This is a genomic window from Streptomyces cirratus, assembly GCF_014650775.1.
Classification (GTDB): Bacteria; Actinomycetota; Actinomycetes; order Streptomycetales; family Streptomycetaceae; genus Streptomyces; species Streptomyces cirratus.
This window is the reverse complement of sequence record NZ_BMVP01000003.1, coordinates 43205-61398: the sequence shown is the minus strand read 5'-3', so window position 1 is coordinate 61398 and position 18194 is coordinate 43205. Positions and strand designations below refer to the sequence as shown.

The 18194-nt window shown below is 71.8% G+C and carries 17 protein-coding genes; 14 read left to right on the top strand and 3 right to left on the bottom strand.

Translation table 11 applies throughout. The annotated features are described in order from the left end of the window. Positions 1-111: 111 nt before the first annotated feature. Both IE207_RS09855 and IE207_RS09850 read left to right on the top strand, forming a co-directional pair. Positions 112-1275, top strand: a complete 1164-nt coding sequence (locus IE207_RS09855; RefSeq protein WP_308433575.1) for a bile acid:sodium symporter family protein — start codon at positions 112-114, stop codon at positions 1273-1275. Between the two features lie 106 nt (positions 1276-1381). Beyond that, positions 1382-2227: a COG4705 family protein gene (locus tag IE207_RS09850; protein WP_190183698.1), complete on the top strand. Its 846-nt coding sequence runs from the start codon at positions 1382-1384 to the stop codon at positions 2225-2227. A gap of 52 nt (positions 2228-2279) precedes the next feature. On the opposite strand, the gene IE207_RS09845 is transcribed toward IE207_RS09850, so the two are convergent. Then, entirely contained in the window at positions 2280-3572 is a 1293-nt protein-coding gene (locus IE207_RS09845) for a HAMP domain-containing sensor histidine kinase (protein WP_229873578.1), read from the bottom strand. Between the two features lie 114 nt (positions 3573-3686). On the opposite strand from IE207_RS09845, the gene IE207_RS09840 reads away from it, so the two are divergent. From IE207_RS09840 to IE207_RS09790, 11 genes are all read left to right on the top strand, one after another. Beyond that, a complete protein-coding gene (locus IE207_RS09840) occupies positions 3687-4283 on the top strand; it encodes a hypothetical protein (protein ID WP_190183697.1) in 597 nt (198 codons plus the stop codon). After that, positions 4283-4969 carry an ABC transporter ATP-binding protein gene (locus IE207_RS09835; protein ID WP_190183696.1) on the top strand — a complete coding sequence of 229 codons (687 nt, stop codon included), beginning with the start codon at positions 4283-4285 and terminating at the stop codon, positions 4967-4969. Before IE207_RS09840 ends, IE207_RS09835 begins: the two co-directional genes overlap by 1 nt. Beyond that, positions 4966-5673: an ABC transporter ATP-binding protein gene (locus IE207_RS09830; protein ID WP_190183695.1), complete on the top strand. Its 708-nt coding sequence runs from the start codon at positions 4966-4968 to the stop codon at positions 5671-5673. The genes IE207_RS09835 and IE207_RS09830 overlap by 4 nt, the downstream gene beginning before the upstream one ends. After that, complete coding sequence (locus IE207_RS09825) at positions 5670-5987, top strand: hypothetical protein (protein WP_190183694.1); 318 nt, start codon at positions 5670-5672, stop codon at positions 5985-5987. Before IE207_RS09830 ends, IE207_RS09825 begins: the two co-directional genes overlap by 4 nt. Further along, positions 5984-8644 (top strand): FtsX-like permease family protein, encoded by a 2661-nt coding sequence (locus IE207_RS09820; RefSeq protein ID WP_190183693.1) that lies wholly within the window; start codon positions 5984-5986, stop codon positions 8642-8644. The genes IE207_RS09825 and IE207_RS09820 overlap by 4 nt, the downstream gene beginning before the upstream one ends. A 20-nt stretch (positions 8645-8664) precedes the next feature. Then, positions 8665-9402, top strand: a complete 738-nt coding sequence (locus tag IE207_RS09815) for a response regulator transcription factor (protein ID WP_190183692.1) — start codon at positions 8665-8667, stop codon at positions 9400-9402. Positions 9403-9672: 270 nt separating this feature from the next. After that, complete coding sequence (locus tag IE207_RS09810; protein WP_190183691.1) at positions 9673-10608, top strand: ATP-binding cassette domain-containing protein; 936 nt, start codon at positions 9673-9675, stop codon at positions 10606-10608. Beyond that, complete coding sequence (locus IE207_RS09805) at positions 10605-11447, top strand: ABC transporter permease (protein WP_190183690.1); 843 nt, start codon at positions 10605-10607, stop codon at positions 11445-11447. The genes IE207_RS09810 and IE207_RS09805 overlap by 4 nt, the downstream gene beginning before the upstream one ends. A gap of 34 nt (positions 11448-11481) precedes the next feature. Next, the gene (locus IE207_RS09800) at positions 11482-12780 is read left to right on the top strand and encodes a sensor histidine kinase (protein WP_190183689.1); all 1299 of its coding nucleotides are present in this window, start codon (positions 11482-11484) and stop codon (positions 12778-12780) included. Further along, complete coding sequence (locus IE207_RS09795) at positions 12777-13445, top strand: response regulator (RefSeq protein WP_190183688.1); 669 nt, start codon at positions 12777-12779, stop codon at positions 13443-13445. The genes IE207_RS09800 and IE207_RS09795 overlap by 4 nt, the downstream gene beginning before the upstream one ends. Before the next feature lie 231 nt (positions 13446-13676). Beyond that, a complete protein-coding gene (locus IE207_RS09790; protein ID WP_190183687.1) occupies positions 13677-15137 on the top strand; it encodes a PIG-L family deacetylase in 1461 nt (486 codons plus the stop codon). Between the two features lie 44 nt (positions 15138-15181). Here IE207_RS09790 and IE207_RS09785 read toward each other — a convergent pair whose 3' ends face one another. Further along, on the bottom strand, positions 15182-15658 hold the full coding sequence (locus tag IE207_RS09785; RefSeq protein WP_190183686.1) for an ATP-binding protein: 477 nt from the start codon (positions 15656-15658) through the stop codon (positions 15182-15184). 512 nt (positions 15659-16170) lie between these two features. On the opposite strand from IE207_RS09785, the gene IE207_RS09780 reads away from it, so the two are divergent. Beyond that, positions 16171-17136 (top strand): alpha/beta hydrolase, encoded by a 966-nt coding sequence (locus tag IE207_RS09780; protein ID WP_229873571.1) that lies wholly within the window; start codon positions 16171-16173, stop codon positions 17134-17136. 123 nt (positions 17137-17259) lie between these two features. Here the strand turns inward: IE207_RS09780 and IE207_RS09775 are convergent, their stop codons facing one another. Beyond that, a complete protein-coding gene (locus IE207_RS09775; RefSeq protein WP_190183684.1) occupies positions 17260-18096 on the bottom strand; it encodes an enoyl-CoA hydratase/isomerase family protein in 837 nt (278 codons plus the stop codon). Between the last annotated feature and the right edge of the window lie 98 nt (positions 18097-18194).

Sequence of the window (18194 nt, the reverse complement as noted above, 5' to 3'; positions counted from 1 at the left end):
TCCCATGGCACCAGACCGTGCCACCGCCAACCTGAACGCATCCTGAGCACGGTGGCGGGACACCCCTGACGGACGCGCCCGGCGGCCGCGCGGGCTCGTACAGTCCCGGCCATGATCCGCCCGCCCGCCCCGCTTCCCGGCCGTGCCCGTCCCCGCCGCGTCACCCCCACCAGTGCCCGGCTGTGCGCCCGGATCGGAGAACAGCTGGGGAATCACATGGGATGGGCCGTCGCGGGCGCCTACCTCGCGGCCGCGGCCTTCCCCTCCCCGGGAATGTGGCTGCGTCACCCCCGGGAAGTGCCCGGCATGGGGGTCGGGTTCAGGCTGGAGGCCGCGCCGCTCCTGCTCGCCCTCGTGCTCTTCGCCGCCGGACTGCAGGTGCCACCGAAGACCTTGCTGCGGGTGGTTCGGCAGCCGGTGACGCTGCTGGTCGGCCTGGCCCTGCACCTCGGCGCTCCCCTGGTGATCATCCCCGCCCTCGCGCTGGCGCTGCACCGGACCCCCGACACCGACGGAGGCTCCGGAATGATCACCGCGATGATCCTCATCGCCGCGATGCCGGTGGCGGCGGGAGCCACGGTGTGGACCGCACGTGGTGGGGGCGACCAGCCGGCCATGGTCGGCCTCGTGTTCCTCTCCACCCTGCTCAGCCCGCTCACCCTGCCCTTCACGCTCGCAGCCCTGTCCCCTCTGCTGAGCCGGGACTACGCCGCGACCCTGGCAGCTGCGGCCCGCATCGCAGGGCATGGCTTCGCCCTCACCGGCGTCGTACTGCCGTGTGCGGCCGGGCTGGTGTGCCACATCGTCATGCCGCGGCGGGCGCTGGCCGCCGTCGCCCGGACCGCTCCGTCCACCGCGTTCGCCGGTTCGCTACTGCTGACGTACCTCAATGCCAGTGGAGCCCTGGGGCCGTTCCTGGCCCATCCGGACATGGTGCTGCCCGCCGCATCCGTGGCCGTCGCCGCCGCGCTGTGCGCACTGTCGTTCCTCCTGGGCCGCGCGGGCGGCCGCCTGCTGGGCCTGCGAGCGCCGGCCCGTACCTGCGTGACGCTGGCCTGCGGAATGAACAACAGCAGCGCGGGCGCCGTGCTGATCGGCACGGCCATGCCCGACCGCCCCCATGTACTGCTACCGGTCCTCGCGTACAGCCTGCTGCAGAAGCTGGCCGCCGGTCATGCCGTGCGGGCACCCCGGCGGCGGCCCCGACGGCCTCTGTCCGTGCGTGATCCGGGCCCCGGTTCTGCCATCGCGCCACGATCGTCTGCAGTCCTGTAGACATTGGTTGAGGAGCCGTCACTTCCCGGGGATTCCGGGTGCCGACGGCTGCCCTGGCCAGCATCGGCTATGCGGCGCGAGCGGCGCCGGGAGGGTGGCACCGACGATGTCGGCAACCGACAACACGACGACGCACCGGCGGACCCCGTCGGCACCGGGCCGGGCAACCTTCCGCAGGGGTGGGGCCGAGGCGGCCCTCTCCAAAGTCCCCGAGGTCACGGCCTGGTTCTGGATCGTGAAGATCCTCACCACCGGCATGGGGGAGACCGCGTCCGACTTCCTGGCGCGGACGCTGGGACCGGTTCCGGCGGGCTGTCTGGGGCTCGCGGGCCTGACGCTGCTGCTGTTCCTGCAGTTCCGGTCGACGCGCTACGAGGCCTGGACGTACTGGTCGGCGATCGTCATGGTCAGCGTCTTCGGCACGATGGCCGCGGACGTCGTGCACGTCGTCGTCGGCATTCCCTACACGGTGTCGGCCGTAGGGTTCACCCTGGCCCTCGCCGCCGTCCTGACCGTCTGGTACGTGTCCGAGCGGACCCTGTCCATCCACAGCATCCGCACCACCCGCCGGGAGTTCTTCTACTGGGCGACGGTGCTCACCACCTTCGCCCTCGGTACCGCGGTGGGCGACCTCACGGCCGGCACCCTCCACCTGGGTTACCTGCCCTCGGGATTCCTCTTCGCCGCCCTGATCGCCCTGCCGGTGCTGTGCCGCCGCTTCCTCGGGCTGAACGCGGTGGCCGCGTTCTGGGCCGCGTACATCCTCACCCGCCCGCTCGGCGCCTCCTTCGCGGACTGGATGGGAGTCCCCGCGGCGCGCGACGGCCTGGGATGGGGAACCGGCCTCGTCACCCTCGCGCTGTTGGTGCCCATCGCCGCGCTCATCGGCTACCTGCAGGTGAGTGGCGCCGACACGCCACCACAGCCCCGCCCTACCGGACAGGCCGGCTGAGCCACCCCGGCCCCGAGGGTCGGCCCCTTCCCCCGGCAGCCGCGGGAAGGGGTCAACCCTCCGGGCCGGGAAGGAGCAGGGTGAAGGTGGTCGGCGCCGCCGCGCGGACGCCCAGCCTTCCGCCGGCGGCCTCCGCGAGTTCCCTCGCCACCGCCAAGCCGATGCCGGTACCGGAGCCCGTGGTGCTGCCGCGCGCGAAGACCGCCCCCGGGTCGAGCGCGAGTCTCCCTTCGTCGGCCACGTCGATCGCGACCGCCCCCGCGGCCTCCCGCACCGTCACGACGGTCGTACCGCGTCCGTGGCGCAGCGCGTTGTCGAGGAGGACGTCGAGGATCTGCCCGGTGGTGCGGCCGGGGACGTGGAAGGACTCGGTTCCGGGCGGCGAGCGGAACTCCAGCCGCCGTCCGGTGGCGGCCAGTACACCGTGCCAGCGCGACTCCGCACGGTCCAGAACGCGGACCAGTCGTTCGCGCGGGACCGGATGCTGTCCGGCGGTGTCCGCTCGCGCCAGCCGCAGGACCTCCTCGACGGTCTCTTCCAGATGACGTGTCCCCTCCAGGGCCTCCCGGACAACGGGACGCAGATCCGCGCCCGCCGGGAGTCCCTGGCCTGCCTCGAGGCCCAGTTGGAGCCCGGTCAGCGCGGTGCGCAGCTGGTGGGAGGCGTTGGCGCTGAAATCGCGCTCCCGTTGCAGGAGTCGGGTGAGCTGCTCGACCATGGCGTTCTGGCTGTAGGCCAGTTGGTCCAGCTCCGCGATCCCGCACGGCCCGGCCCGGGCACCGAGGTCACCGGCGGCGATCTGCGTGGCCGCACGGGAGAGCGCCTCCACCGGAGTACTGAGGGCGCGTGCCTGGCGGCGTGCCACCAGGACCGCCGTGGCCAGCGCGAACAGGGTGACCCCCAGCAGGAGCCCCCATGCCCAAAGCACGCGGAACCAGACCGAACGCGCGGGGACAGAGGCCCGGACCACCCCGATGACCCGTTCGGTGGAGACCACCGGGACCGCGACGACGAGATCCGGGCCGCTGCTCCCGCGCACGACCTTCCCGCCCGCCGCCCGGCGTGCCACCGCGTCACCCGTCTTTCCTCCCGTACCCGCGCGCAGGCGCATCGAAAGGTCGTACACCCCCAGCCGGCCCCCCGGTCGGGGGGCCGGCAGCTCGACGGCGTCACCCGCGGTGAACTCCGGCCCGACCGCTACCGTCGCCGCCAACGCCGTGCGTTCCAGGGCGCCGCGCTCGTCCTCGAAGTAGGACCGTTGGACGACTGCGGCGAGCGGCCCGGCCAGCAGGACGAGCGCAACCAGGACAGCGGCCACCGCGACCCGCACCACACGCTGCCTCATGCGCCCATCATGGCCTCCGCGACAGCGGTTTTGCCGCCGTCTCACCTTCGCCGCCCCGACCCTTTACGCGGCCCCGCCTAGCGTGGGAGGTCCATCCACCGTTCGGAGGGTGCCATGAACGTGCGTCGTACATGCGCTGCTTCCGCCCCTGTCGTGCTCCTCGTCGCCGCCCTCGCCGGATGCGGCGTCTCCGGTTCCGCGGCGGCCGCCGACCCGAAGCCGCCTCCGGCCCCCACCGAGTCCAACCCGCCCGGCGACATCCCCGACAACCAGGCGTACGTGGTGTTCAAGCCGTCCACGGGCGGCTTCACGGTCAGCGTGCCCGAAGGCTGGGCCCGCACCTCCACCGGCCCGGACACGGCGTTCACCGACAAACTGAACCGGATCGAGGTGTCCGAGCACGCGGCCGCGACCGCCCCCACCACCGCCTCGGTGACCGCACGGGACGTACCGGCGCTGGCCAAGGCAGTCCCCGGGTTCTCGCCCGGGAAGGCCTCCGAGGTATCGCGCAAGGCCGGCAAAGCCGTCCTCTACACGTACGAGGGCACCACGGCTCCGGACCCGGTGACGGGCAAGGCCCTGCGCGACGCGTACGAGCGGTACGTGTTCCACCACAACGGCCGGGACGTCGTGCTCACCTTGTCGGGCCCGGTCAAGGCCGACAACGTGGACCCCTGGCGGACCGTAACGGACTCGCTGCGGTGGCAGTGATGGCCGACCCCGGCGCGCCGCCTGCCCTCGACGCACGCGAGCTCTACCGGTTCTACCGCGCGGGGGAGGAGGAAACCCTTGCCCTGCGCGGGGTGTCCGTCACCGTCGCCCCGGGAGAACTCGTGGCCGTCGTGGGCCCCTCCGGGTCGGGGAAGTCCACGCTGCTGGCCTGCCTCGCGGGCCTGGACGAGCCCGAGGGCGGAGTCGTCCGGGTCGCCGGGGAGCGGATCAGCCACCGGCCGGAGGCGGAGCGCGCCCGCGTCCGGGCCCGCAGGATCGGCATCCTGCTCCAGACGCAGAACCTGATCGCCCACCTCGACGTGGCCCAGAACATCCGCCTCGCCCGCACCGCCGCAGGCCGCCGCACCGTCGGCGGCCCGTCCGTCCGAGCCCTCCTGGACCAAGTGGGCCTGCTCGACCGGGCCCGCTCCCTGCCCCGCGAACTGGCCGGCGGAGAACTGGCCAGAGCGGGCCTGGCCGTCGCCCTGGCCAACGACCCCGACGTCCTCCTCGCCGACGAACCGACCGGAGAACTCGACGGGAGCACCGAACAGCGCGTCCTGGACCTGCTGCGCGCCCGCGGACGCGACGGCCGCCGAGGCGTGCTGCTCGTCACCCACAGCACCGCCGTCGTACGCGGCGCCGACCGGGTCCTGACCCTGCGCGACGGCAGGATCGGACCATGACCGGCTCTGTGCTCGTCAGCTGCCGGGACGCCGGACGGACCTACGGGAGCGGCCCCGCCGCCGTGGTCGCCGTACACGACACGAACTGCCACGTGCACGCCCACGACCGGATCGCCGTCATGGGGTCCTCGGGATCGGGCAAGTCCACACTGCTCCACCTGATGGCCGGACTGGAACGGCCGACCAGCGGCGAGGTGGTGTGGCCCTGGTGTGCCGACACCACCGACGCGGCGGGTCCAGGGCCCGGCGCGCGGGCCAGGGCCAAGGGCATCGGGGTCATATTCCAGAGCCCCAGCCTCATCCCCACCCTCGACATCGCCGAGAACACCGGCCTGCCGCTGGTGCTGGCCGGCGAGAACGCCGGGCGTGCCCACGCCCGCGCGCTGGCCGCGCTGGAACGTGTGGGCGTCGCCGATCTCGCGGCCAAACTACCCGACGACATATCGGGCGGACAGGCACAGCGCGTCGCGGCTGCCCGGGTGCTGGCCGCGCGGCCCCGGCTCGTCCTCGCCGACGAGCCGACCGGCCGCCTCGACCGCACCACCGGCGGGCACGTCGTGGACGTCCTGCTGGCGGCGGTCGACGAGATCGGAGCCGCTCTGGTCGTGGCCACCCACGACCCGGCCGTCGCAGAGCGCTTGCGCACCCGCTGGACCATGCGCGACGGCCGGCTCCTCCTCGGTCCGGACGCAGGCGCACCATGAAGGCCGCCCGACTGACCACCCTGATCCGGCACGGCAGCGGCCGACTCACCCTGCCGGTCCTCTTCGTCGTCCTCGCCGTGGTGCTCCTCTGCGCCCCGCCCCGGCCCGCCCCGGTCGACGAACCGGCGGACCGCAGCGACCGCAGCATCGTGGGACGTACCGCCGATGTCCTCGGTGACACGGTCTTCGAGACCGGGGCCGGGGCCGCACGCCCGGCGCCCCGGCACACCCCAGTCGCCGGTGGACCCTCACAGCCCGACCGGACGGCCGACGACGGAAGCCCGGCCGGCACCGCCGACGGAGGCACACCGTGATCACCACCTGGCTGGCCGGCCTGCTGCGGCACCGCGGCGGTCGCATCTTCACAGCCGCGCTGACCCTTGCCCTGGCCGTCGCACTCATCGCAGCGCTCGGAACGTTCCTGACCGCGTCCCGCTCGACGATGACCGCACGGGCCGCCCGGTCCGTCGCCGTCGACTGGCAGGTACAGCTCCAGCCGTCGGCGCAGCCCACCGCCGTACTCGCCGAGATCCGTCACACCCCCGGGATCCGCACCGCGCTGCCCGTCACCTACGCCCACAGCACCGGACTCCAGACCACGGTGGCAGGCTCCGTGCAGAGCACCGGCGACGCCGTGCTGCTCGGCATCCCCGACGGCTACCGCACCGCCTTCCCCGGCGAGATACGGCCGCTCACCGGCGCCCCGGACGGTGTCCTCCTCGCCCAGCAGACCGCCGCCAACCTGCACGCCGCTCCCGGCGACACGGTCCGCATCTCCGTGCCCAAAAACGCCGACGCCACCGTCAAGGTGGCCGGAGTCGTCGACCTGCCGCAGGCCGACTCCCTGTTCCAGAAGGTCGGCGCCCCACCCTCGTCACAACCGGCTGCCCCTCCCGACAACGTGATGCTCCTGCCCACCCCACTCTTCGACTCCCTCACCGCGCCCGCCAAGGCCGTGGACCCCGCCGCCGTCACCACGCAGGTGCACGCCGCCCGCGACGCGCGCCTGCCCGCCGACCCGGCCGCCGCGTTCACCGCCGTCACCGGCGCCGCACGTCACCTCGAAGCCCGCCTCTCCGGTGCCGTTCAGGTCGGCGACAACCTCGGCGCCGCCCTCGACGCGGCACGCCAGGACGCCCTGTACGCCCAACTCCTCTTCCTCTTCCTCGGCGCCCCCGGCGTGGTCCTCGCAGCGCTGCTCACCTCCGCCCTGGTCACTACCGGCGCGGACCGCCGCCGCCGGGAACAGGGCCTGCTGCGCACCCGCGGCCTCGGACGGCGCCGGGTCACCGCACTCGCCGCGGTCGAGGCCGGCGCCATCGCCACGGGCGGCGGCCTGCTCGGCATCGCCCTCGCCGCCCTGGCCGGCCGGATCGCCTTCGGCCGAGCGTCCTTCGGCGCCGCGGGGCTCGTCCCACTGCGCTGGTCCCTCATCGCACTCGCCCTCGGCGCAGCCGTCGCAACCATGACCGTCCTGCTGCCCGCCGTACGGGACCAGCGCACCACCACCGTCACCGCCGCGCGCCGCAGCCTCCCCTCCACCGGCACACCCCTGTGGCAGCGCACCGGAGTCGACTTCATCCTGCTGGCGGTCTCCCTGCTCGTCTTCCGGGCCGCCGCGGGCAACCAGTACGCCCTGGTACTCGCCCCCGAAGGAGTGGCGAGCATCTCGGTGTCCTACTGGGCCTTCCTGGGCCCCGCCCTGCTCTGGCTGGGTTCCGCGCTGCTCCTGTGGAGGCTGACGACGTACGCCTTCGCCCACGGCCGCCGCCCCCTCACACATCTGGTGAGACCGCTGACCGGCACCCTCGCCGCCGCGACGGCCTCCGGAATGACCCGGCAGCGCCGAGTCCTGGCCCGTTCCGTGGTTCTGCTCGCCCTCGCGGTGTCGTTCGCGCTCTCCACCGCGGCCTTCAACAGCACCTACCGCCACCAGGCGGAGGTGGACGCCCAGCTCACCAACGGCGCCGACGTCACCGTCACCCAGCCGCCCGGCGCCGCGACCGGCCCCGACGCCGGACGCGCCCTTGCATCCGTCCCTGGAGTGCGCCACGTGGAACCGCTCCAGCACCGCTTCGCCTATGTCGGGTCCGATCTCCAGGACCTGTACGGCGTCGACCCCGCCACCATCACGTCCGCCACCGCTCTCCAGGACGCCTACTTCGCGGGCGGCAACGCCCGCGGCCTGCTCGCCGAGCTCGCGGCCAGACCCGACTCCGTGCTCGTCAGCGAGGAGACGGTGAAGGACTTCCAGCTCGCCCCGGGTGACCGGCTCAACCTGCGCCTCCAGGACGAACGGACCAGGCAACTGCGTACCGTGGAGTTCCACTACGCGGGCGTCGTCAAGGAGTTCCCGACCGCTCCCAAGGACAGCTTCTTCGTCGCCAACGCCGCGTACGTCGCCGCCCAGAGCGGAAGCGACGCAGTCGGCGCGTTCCTCGTCGACACCGGCGGCACACACCAGCAGGCCGTCGCCGCCCGCCTACGTCAGCGGCTCGGTGCCACGGCGACGGTCACCGATCTCACCCAGACCCGCGCCGGCGTCGGCTCCAGCCTCACCTCGGTGGACCTCGCCGGACTGACCCGGATCGAACTCGGCTTCGCCGTGGCCCTCGCGGCCGGCGCCGGGGGAGCGGTACTCGCCCTGGGCCTGACCGAACGCCGCCGCACCTTCGCCGTGGCCACCGTCCTCGGCGCCACCCGACGGCAGCTACGGGGCATGGTCCTCGCCGAGACGGCCACCGTCGCGTTCGGCGGCCTGGCCGGGGGCGCCCTCATCGGCTGGATCCAGGCCCAGATGCTGGTCAAGGTCCTCAGCGGCGTCTTCGATCCGCCACCGTCCGCCCTTTCCCTCCCCTGGCCGTACCTGGCACTGACCCTCCTCGCCACGCTCGCGGCCCTCACCGCCGCCGCCCTGCACGGCGCCCGCGCTTCGGGCCGTCCCGCCGTCGAAGAACTCCGCGAGCTGTGACCACCCCATACGCTCGACCCATGGACACCAGCACCGCCGGGCGCCCGCCCACCGCCCTGGTCATCGAGGACGACGACATCATCGGGCGCCACCTGGAAAGCGGACTGCGCGGCAACGGCTACACCACCACCTGGTGCCGCACCGGATCCGCCGGTCTGACGGCCGCCCACCACGACCCGCCCGACTTCGTCCTCCTCGACCTGGGTCTTCCCGACCTCGACGGGATCGACCTCGCCCGCCGCCTGCGCCAAGACGTCCCGGACCTCTTGATCGTCATTCTCACCGCCCGCACCGACGAGATCGACGTGATCGCCGGACTGGACGCGGGCGCCGACGACTACCTCGTCAAACCCTTCAGCATGACGGTTCTCCTCGCCCGCCTCCGCGCGCACCTGCGCCGCAGGCCACTGCCCGACGTGCAGGACGTCGAACCCATTCGGCTGGGTGACCTCACCGTGGACACGGCGGCCCGGCGCGCTCTGCTCGCAGGCGAGGACGTCCCCCTGCGAACGAAGGAGTTCGAACTCCTCGCCGAACTGGCCCGCCACCAGGGGAGCGCTGTATCCCGGGAAACCCTGATGGCGCGGGTGTGGGACGAGAACTGGTTCGGCCCCACCAAGACCCTCGACGTCACCATGGCCTCCCTCCGCCGCCGCCTCCACACGGCCGAAGCCGCGACGCCGCGCCCGGTCCGCCTGCCGCACATCACCACACTCCGCGGCCACGGCTACCGCCTGGACCCGGCGCCATCGCCCTGACGGTCTCCGCCCCGCCCTGCCGCACTCCCGGCGATCGAGGGAGCGACCGATCGAGCGAGCCGCGGCTCCGCCTCCCGCGCCGGCGCGGGACGGAGCCGCCCACACCGCCGGCCGGGCGCGCCGCATGCGTCGAGGGCCGTAGTACCTCGGTACCACCTGCACGCCACTGTTCGGGCCCCGGGTACCACCGGATCCGGCGGGTCACGGACCTAGCGTGGTGAAGGAGGCGTCGGGCGTGTGTGGCGCCGGAGCCCGAGAGAGAGAACGTGAATGATCGAGGCACAGCAGCTCACCAAGAGGTACGGGGAGAAGACGGCCGTCGACTGTCTGGACTTCACCGTGAAGCCGGGTACGGTGACCGGCTTCCTGGGACCCAACGGTGCGGGCAAGTCCACGACGATGCGCATGATCGTCGGGCTGGACGCGCCGACCAGCGGCTCCGTCACGGTGAACGGACAGCGCTACGCCCGCCACCGGGCGCCGCTCCAGGAGGTCGGGGCGCTGCTGGAGGCCAAGTCGATCCACCCGGGTCGCTCGGCCTACAACCACCTCCGGGCGCTCGCGCTCACCCACGGCATTCCGCGCCGCCGGGTTGACGAGGTCGTCGAACTCGCCGGTCTCGGCAGCGTCGCGAAGAAGCGGGCCGGTGCCTTCTCCCTCGGTATGGGCCAGCGGCTGGGCATCGCCGCCGCGCTGCTCGGCGACCCGCAGACGGTGATGCTGGACGAGCCCGTCAACGGGCTGGACTCCGAGGGCGTCCTCTGGATCCGGAACCTGCTCACCTCGCTCGCCGGCCAGGGGCGCACGGTCTTCGTCTCCTCGCATCTGATGAGCGAGGTGTCATTGGTGGCCGATCATCTGATCATCGTCGGGCGGGGGCGGCTGCTGGCCGACACGACCGTGCAGGACCTGGTCCGCCAAGCCGGCGGCGACGCCGTGTGCGTCGCGACGGACGACCCCACGCGGCTGCGGGACGTGCTGGCCGGGCCGGGCGTGGAGATCACCGGCCGAGTCGGCTCCGAGGAACTGCAGGTGAGCGGTATGTCCGCCCGGGAGATAGGGCTGACGGCGGCCGAGCACGGCATTCCCCTGTTCGAGCTGACCACCAAGGCGGTCTCGCTGGAGGAGGCATTCATGGACCTGACCCGGGACGCCGTCGAGTACCACGGCACCACCGGCACCGAGACTTCCGGGAGCGCGGCATGAGTACCCTCACGGCAACCGCCGAGACCGCCCGGACCGCTCCCGCCCGACCCGTCTACCGGGTGACCGGACGGCGCGTGCTCTCCTCCGAGTGGGCCAAGCTCTGGTCCCTGCGCTCCACCTGGATCACGCTCGGCCTGGGCCTGCTGTTCCTCGTCGCCTTCGGCGTCATCGCCGCGAGCCACTACAAGTCCAGCCTCGGCTCCGGCCGGCACATGGACCGTGACTTCGCCACCGCCACGGCCGCGAGCCTGTCCCTGTTCGGCACGAATTTCGCCCAGCTCGCCCTCGGTGTGCTCGGCGTGCTGATCACGGCAGGCGAGTACTCCACCGGCATGATCCGCTCCACCCTGGCGGCGGTCCCGCGCCGGCTGCCGGTGCTGTGGTCCAAAGCGGCGGTGTACGGGCTGGTCGCGCTGGTCGTCGCGACCGTCGGCACGTTCGCCGCCTTCCTCGTCGGCAGCCGGATCGTGTCCGGCACGCCCGCCGCCATGGGCCTCGGCCACGCCGGTGTCGTCCGCAGCCTGCTCGGCGCCGGGCTCTACCTCGGCCTGGTCGGAGTGATCGGCACCGCCCTCGGCGCGCTGCTGCGTTCCGTGGCCGGCGGCATCTCGGTCCTGGTCGCCGCCCTCATGCTCGTCCCGGGGCTGGTCTCCCTGCTGCCCAGCTCGTGGCAGGGCGACATCGACCCCTACCTTCCCAGCCACGCGGGAGAGTCGGTCTTCGCCCTGACCCACGACGCCACCAGCCTGTCACCGGGCGCCGGGCTCCTGGTCTTCCTCGGGTGGACGGCTCTGACGCTGGCCGCAGCGGCGTACCGGCTGCTGCGCAGCGACGTCTGAGCGCAGCCACCCGCATCATGGTCCGGTGACAACCATGACCACCGAAGACCTCAGCGGGATGGGACCGCTGGTCGCCCGGCTCGGCCGGGCCGGCCAGCGGCTCCGGCATGCCGACCGGGGCCGTCCGTGGGTGCTGGACACCGCGGTGGTGCTCGTGATCTTCCTGCTGTTCTGCCTGCCGGACCTGCTGCACGCGGTCGGTGCGATCGGCGGGGACGGCGACGGTGACGGTCCGCGCCACTTCCGCCTGGCGTTCACCCGGTTGCCCGTGGCGGGCATGCTGGCCCTGCAAGCCGGGCTGCTGCTGCCGCTGTTGTGGCGACGCCGCGCACCCGCCGCCGCCTTCGGCGCCGTCACGGGCGTGTTCGTCCTCCAGTGGTCCCTCGGCGCCGCACTCCGAGCGGACGTCGCCCTCTTCGTCGCCCTCTACAGCCTGACCCTGCACGGGCGGCTGCGGCAGCTCCCCTGGGCCTCTGCGGTCGCAGCGGGTGCCCTGGGCCTGGTCGCGGCGCGGGTGTCGGTGGCGATGCCGGTCTGGGACGCACTGTTCTTCCTGCTCAGCACGGCGACCGCGGCACTGGCGCTCGGCCTGGTGATCCGTATCCGGCGGGCCCAGCTGGCCGGGCTGCGCGACCGCGCGGCGCGGCTGGAGATCGAACGCGACCAGCGCGGCCGACTCGCCGTCGCCGCCGAACGCGCACGAGTGGCCCGCGAGATGCACGACATCGTCGGCCACAACCTGTCCGTCATCATCACCCTCGCCGACGCGGGAGCCTACGCGGGCACCACCGCTCCGGAACGGGGCAAGGAAGCGCTGCACCTCATCGGGGACACCGGCCGCCAGGCCCTGGGCGAACTGCGCCGGGTGCTCGGCGTACTCCGCGAGGCGGACGGAACAGCGGCGGAGCCCGAGCTGAGCCCACAGCCTGCTCTCGGCGACATCGGCGCGCTCTGCGAGGCAGTGCGCGCCGCGGGCCTGGAGGTCGTCTACCGTACGGCCGGAGACATCGACGCCCTCGACGGCGGGGTGCAGCTGACGGTCTACCGCATCGTGCAGGAAGCCCTGACGAACAGCCTGAAACACGCCGGTGCCGGCGCCCGGGCACATCTGGCGATCGTCTTGGAGGACTCGCGGGTGATCATCACCGTCCAGGACTCCGGGCCGCCCGCCGCGGCCGGCCGTCCCCGTACGGCGAACGAGGAAGGGCACGGCCTGGTGGGCATGCGAGAACGAGCGGCGCTCTACGGAGGGCAGGTCAGCGCGAGCCCCGCGGGCGCGGGCTGGACGGTACGGGCCGACCTCGACCTCACTCCGCAGGACGGTGCCCGGTGACCACCGTGCTCATCGTCGACGACCAGCCGCTCCAGCGGTACGGCTTCCGCATGCTCCTGGACTCCGTGCCCGGGACCGAGGTGGTCGGCGAGGCCGCGCACGGAGCGGAAGCCGTGCGCATGGCCGCCCAAATGCGTCCCGATGTCGTCCTCATGGACGTGCGCATGCCCGGCATGGACGGCATCGAGGCGACCCGCCGGATCGTCGCCGCCGGCGACCGCTCCCGCGTCCTCGTCCTGACCACCTTCGACATCGACGAGTACGTGTACGCCGCCCTGCGCGCCGGAGCCAGTGGCTTCCTCCTCAAGGACGCCCGGCCCGAAGAACTCCTCGCGGGCATCCGCGCGGTGGCCGCCGGGGACGCCGTGATCGCCCCCACCCTCACCCGCCGCCTTCTCCAGGAGTTCGCCCGCCTCGTCCCGCCTGCCGCGGACGGCTCGGCCCAGGACTCGCGCCTGGCCTCCCTCACCGAACGCGAGCGCGAGATCCTCGTCGCCATCGGCAAGGGCTGGAGCAACAGCGAGATCGCCGGTCATTTCGTCCTCGCGGAGTCCACGGTGAAGACCCACGTCGGCCGCGTCCTGTCCAAGATCGAGGCCCGTGACCGCATCCAGGCGGTGATCTTCGCCTACGACCACGGGCTGGCCCGCCCCCACGCGGGCTGAGGGTCCGTATCAACGGCATGGTCTGGGCCGTCATGCCGCCCGGAAGGGCGATGCGGCAATGCGGGAGGCCATCGGTTTCCCCTTTCGGAGCAAGGGCGCGCGGCGTTCCGTTGAGCCGCACATTGCGGCCGACCGGGGTACGCGGAAGCCATCGGAGGCGGGGCGAGGCCGCGCGAGCCGGACACGACTCGCGTAGTACTGGTTCCGAACGCACGAAGGCGGAGCGGAAGGATGCGGCCCGTGGCATTCGCTCTCCGCACCGGCGTGACCGTGTCGTCGTTGACCCTGTGCGCGGCGCTGCTGGCGCCGTACTCTTCCGTCGGCCCCGCCGCGACCGCGACCGAGGGAGGGCCGTCCGGCTGTCGGCGCACCCTCGTGGTGGTGGCGCATCCCGACGACGACCTCTTCTTCGTCAATCCGGACGTCATGTCGACCATCCGGGCGGGATGCTTCGTCTCGGCGGTGTATCTCACGGCGGGCGACGGTGACGAGGAAGTGCCGGCGGAAGCCAGGAACTACATTCTGAACAGGGAGAACGGCGTCCGCACGGCCTATGCGGAGATGGCGGGTGCACATTCTGCCTGGAAACAGGAGGACGTGCGTGCGGACGGCCGCAGCATCAGGTCGTTCCGGCTTGCGAACCAAGGGCGGGGCCGGGACGTGAGACTGACGTTTCTGGGCCTGCACGACGGCCGGCCCCAAGGTAGCGAGCCGGACAGCATCCTGCACTTGTTCGACGGGCGCAGGAAGGCGATCACCGCGCTGCAGGGCGGCGGGAGCTACACCGAGGAACAACTGCTGTCGGTCCTGGTCTCCCTCATCCGGCAGAGCCGGGCGGAGAACGTCCTGACCTTGGACCCCGACGTCGCTTCGTTCGCGAAGGGAACCGACGGCCGTGTGGATCACAGCGACCACGGCATTACCGCGCGCTATGCCCGGGAGGCGGCCTACCGTACGGGAACCCCGGTGGTGCCCTACCTCGGCTACACCGTGGCGCGGCTGCCCAGGAATCTGACACCCGCCGAGACGGTGGAGAAGGAGCGCTTCACCCGCTGGTACATGGCGCAGAGCCAATGTCCGCGTGAACGTGTGTGCCCTGCCATGAAGATCTACGAGGCCAGGCTGTCCAAGACCTACCGGCGCTGGGTCGAGAGGCGATACCAACGCATCCACAGGAGTCCGCGTCCGGGCGAGATCATGGGGGACGTGGGCCGCACGACGCGCTACTCGGGCAGCTCACCCGAGCAGTGTCTGGCTGCGCCGAACGGTTCCCGGGCTACGGGCGAAGCACGTATCGCCAGCTGCGACGGATCCGCGGGGCAGAAATGGGACGCGGGACCCGACGGCAGTCTCAGAAGCCGGCTGGATCCGGCGTATTGCCTCACCATGGCGGGAAGCCTCCTCCGGCTCCAGGCGTGCAGGCTCTTCGAGCCGAAGCAGACGTGGCGGCGGGTGCCCTGGATCAGCGCGACGTGGAAGCGGGCGGCCTGGAAACTGGCCGGGGCCGGGAACCTGTGCCTCTACCAGAACGACCGCTCACTCCCGCCTCGGAACCAGGACGTTGACCGCAGCCCGCGCTTGGAACTCGTGAGTTGTGATGGCCCCGCCCGGCCGGGACTGTACTGGCGGTGGGCGCCGGAGCCGCTTCCCCCGCGAAGGGCTCAGGGCGTTCCGTGGTCGAGACCCGCGTAACCGAAGAGCATGCCGGATCGCGGACGCAGGTGCCGACGGGCTGATCAGCCGAGCTGGTGGCCGGCCACATGGCCGCCCGGGTCGTCGGCGAGCACCACGGCTGCCTTGATCCGCTTGCCTACCGGTTCGCGGCGTACTTCGAAGCTGCGGCAGAGGGCCATGACGATCTCCAAGCCGTGCTGGCCGACCCGCTCGGGGTCCGCGGCCTGAACGGCCGGCATCACCGGATCGCTGTCCCACACCGTCACTTCGACGGCGCCGTCACCGATGTCCAGCGTCAGCAGACACGGACCCGGGGCGTGCTTGCGGGCATTGGTCACCAGCTCGCTCACCACCAGCTCGACGCCGTCCAGCACACGTCCCGACACCGGTAGCCCGTGCACAGCCTGCACGTCGGTCAGGAAGGACCGGGTCAGGGCGCGCGCCTCGGCGATCTTGCTGCTGCCGTCGAAGAGGGCCGATACCGCTGCCAGGTCACCGACCTGGTACTGCCGCCCTTGACCTGCTTCCGCCTGGTCCACGCGATCTCCGCCCTACGCCCTGAGTGCCATCACCCGACCCTCACCTCTTGCCCGGTCGCCCCGACTACAAGCACTACGCGCGCGTGATTCGCGTGTGGCGCGCGTCACCGCGCCTGTCATGTGTGCGTGGCGGGCGGCTGGCGCGGCTACTGCCTGCCTCTGTTGCGTTCGAGCGTGTCTACCTCATCTTCGAACAGGCGAAAATCTATGTCAGGGCCGGCAGATGGTGTGAGCAGTTCCTTCTGGGTCCGGGTGCCGCTATGGCACCCGGACCCCTCCAGTGCGTTACCTCCGCCTCCCCGCACCTGGCCCGGCTGCGGCGCGCTGTCCGCCGGAGCATCGCAGTGGCCCTCCGGTATGGGCCTGGCCGATTCGGTGGCCCGGGAAGCCGAGAGCCCTTTCGCCGATGGCGCGGCCCGAGGTTGCAACGGTGGACTGCCGAGAGACCATGGAACGGTCAGGGCAGTTGATCTGATCAGACGCTTGGTGCAGGAGGTTGAGTCGTCATGCCCATGTCTTCGTCTCGCTCGTCCCCAGTCCTGGAACCCGCCGCCAAGGAGCTGGCGGACGCCACCTCAGCGCACCCGCGCATCTACGAAGTCCCACCGGAGAACGGCCGCGAGATCCTCGATGGTCTGCAGGCGGGGGAAGGCGTGGACAAGCCTGCGGTGGACGAGGAGTGGGTGAGCGTCGACGCAGGAGAGTACGGCCCGGTGCGCGCCCGTGTGGTCCGCCCCCGGGGGGCGACGGGGACCCTCCCCGTCGTGCTGTACATCCACGGCGCCGGATGGGTATTCGGCGATGAGAAGACCCACGACCGATTGGTACGCGAATTGGCGGTCGGCTCCGACGCCGCAGTGGTCTTCCCGGTCTACGACCTCGCCCCCGAGGCGAAGTACCCCACCCAGATCGAGCAGAACTACGCAGTCGGGAAGTGGATCACCCAGAACGCCGAGGACCAGAACCTCGATGCCTCCCGGTTCGCGGTCTGCGGCGATTCGGTGGGCGGCAACATGTCAGCCGTCTTCGCGCTGATGGCCAAGGAACGGGGCGACATCCGCGTGGCGGCCCAGATACTGCTGTACCCCGTCACCGACGCCAATTTCGACACGCCCTCGTACGAGCAGTTCGCCGACGGCTACTACCTCACCCGCGACGGGATGAAGTGGTTCTGGGACGCGTACACCACCGATCCCGAGCAGCGCTCCGAGATCTACGCCTCCCCGCTGCGCGCCGACATCGAGCAGCTGCGTGGCCTTCCTGCCACGCTGGTCATCACCGACGAGGCCGACGTACTCCGTGACGAAGGCGAGGCATACGCGGCCAAGCTCCGCGAGGCCGGCGTCGACGTCACCGCGGTCCGAGTGCTCGGGATGGTCCATGACTTCCTCATGCTCGACAGCCTCCGCGACTCCAAGGCGACCCTTGTCGCGCGCACCCTTGCCATCGAGGCGCTGCGCCGAGCACTGCACGAGTAGCTCGGTCTCAATGACCGTCCCGGGTAGCCGCAGCCACTGACGCCGACGTCCGTGCGCCGACGCCCTGGATCCGACGCGCGCCGCCCACCAGGACCGCAATCGCTGCGTGCGCGATGCGCCACGTCAACGGCGGAACTCCGCCACAAACTCGCCGAGGTCGCGTTCGATCTCCCCCACACGTTGTAGGCCCCGGGCAGTCAGGTAGTCCAGGCGCTCACGGGTTTCGGGCAGGCTGATCAGGCCCTGAAACGTGGCGGCATCGGAGCGGACGTGGGCGGGCTCCGCCAGCGTGAGGTCGTTGATGGCGCGCTTGGCGGCCTGGACCCCCTTGGGCGGGAAGCCGGCCATGCGCTTGGCGAGGCGCTCGACGAAGCCGTCCAGCTCGGAGTCCGGCAGGGCGCGGTTGATCCAGCCGTAGTGTTCGGCAAGGTCGGCGTCGAAATCGTGCGCTCCGGCGATGGCTTCGATGGCGCGGTTGCGGCCGAGCCGCCGGGTCAGGTGCTGGATGCCGCCGGCGCCGGGCAGGGCGCCGGTCCCGGACTCGAACTGGCCGAAGACCGCGTTCTCACGCGAAGCGAAGATCATGTCGCAGGCCAGGGCGAGTTCGTTGCCGCCACCGCGGGCACGGCCACGCACCTTGGCGATGGTGATCACTGGGACGCGTGCCAGCCGGTGCAAGAACATGCCGAGTGAGGCGTCACCGGGACCGCCGGCCTTGGCCGCCTCCGCGGTGTACTGCGGGACCGCGGTGAGATCCACGTGTGCCGAGAAGTAGTCCGGCGAGGCGCTGTCGATGACGACGACGCGCACGTCACCGGGGTCGTCGTACAGCGCATCGACGAGGGAGACCAGGTCACGGACCAGATCGACACCGAGGAGGTTGAGCGGGCCGGCGTCGAGGGTGGCGGACAGAACACCGCCTTCGAGTCGAGTCCGGATCGAGGAGTAGGCGAAGGTCATGACGACTCCGGTGAGTGAGGGGATGCAGGAAGCGGCGGGGTGCCACACGGATTGCGCTGGAACGACTCCAGAGCGGCGGGGGCCGAATCGTCCGCACT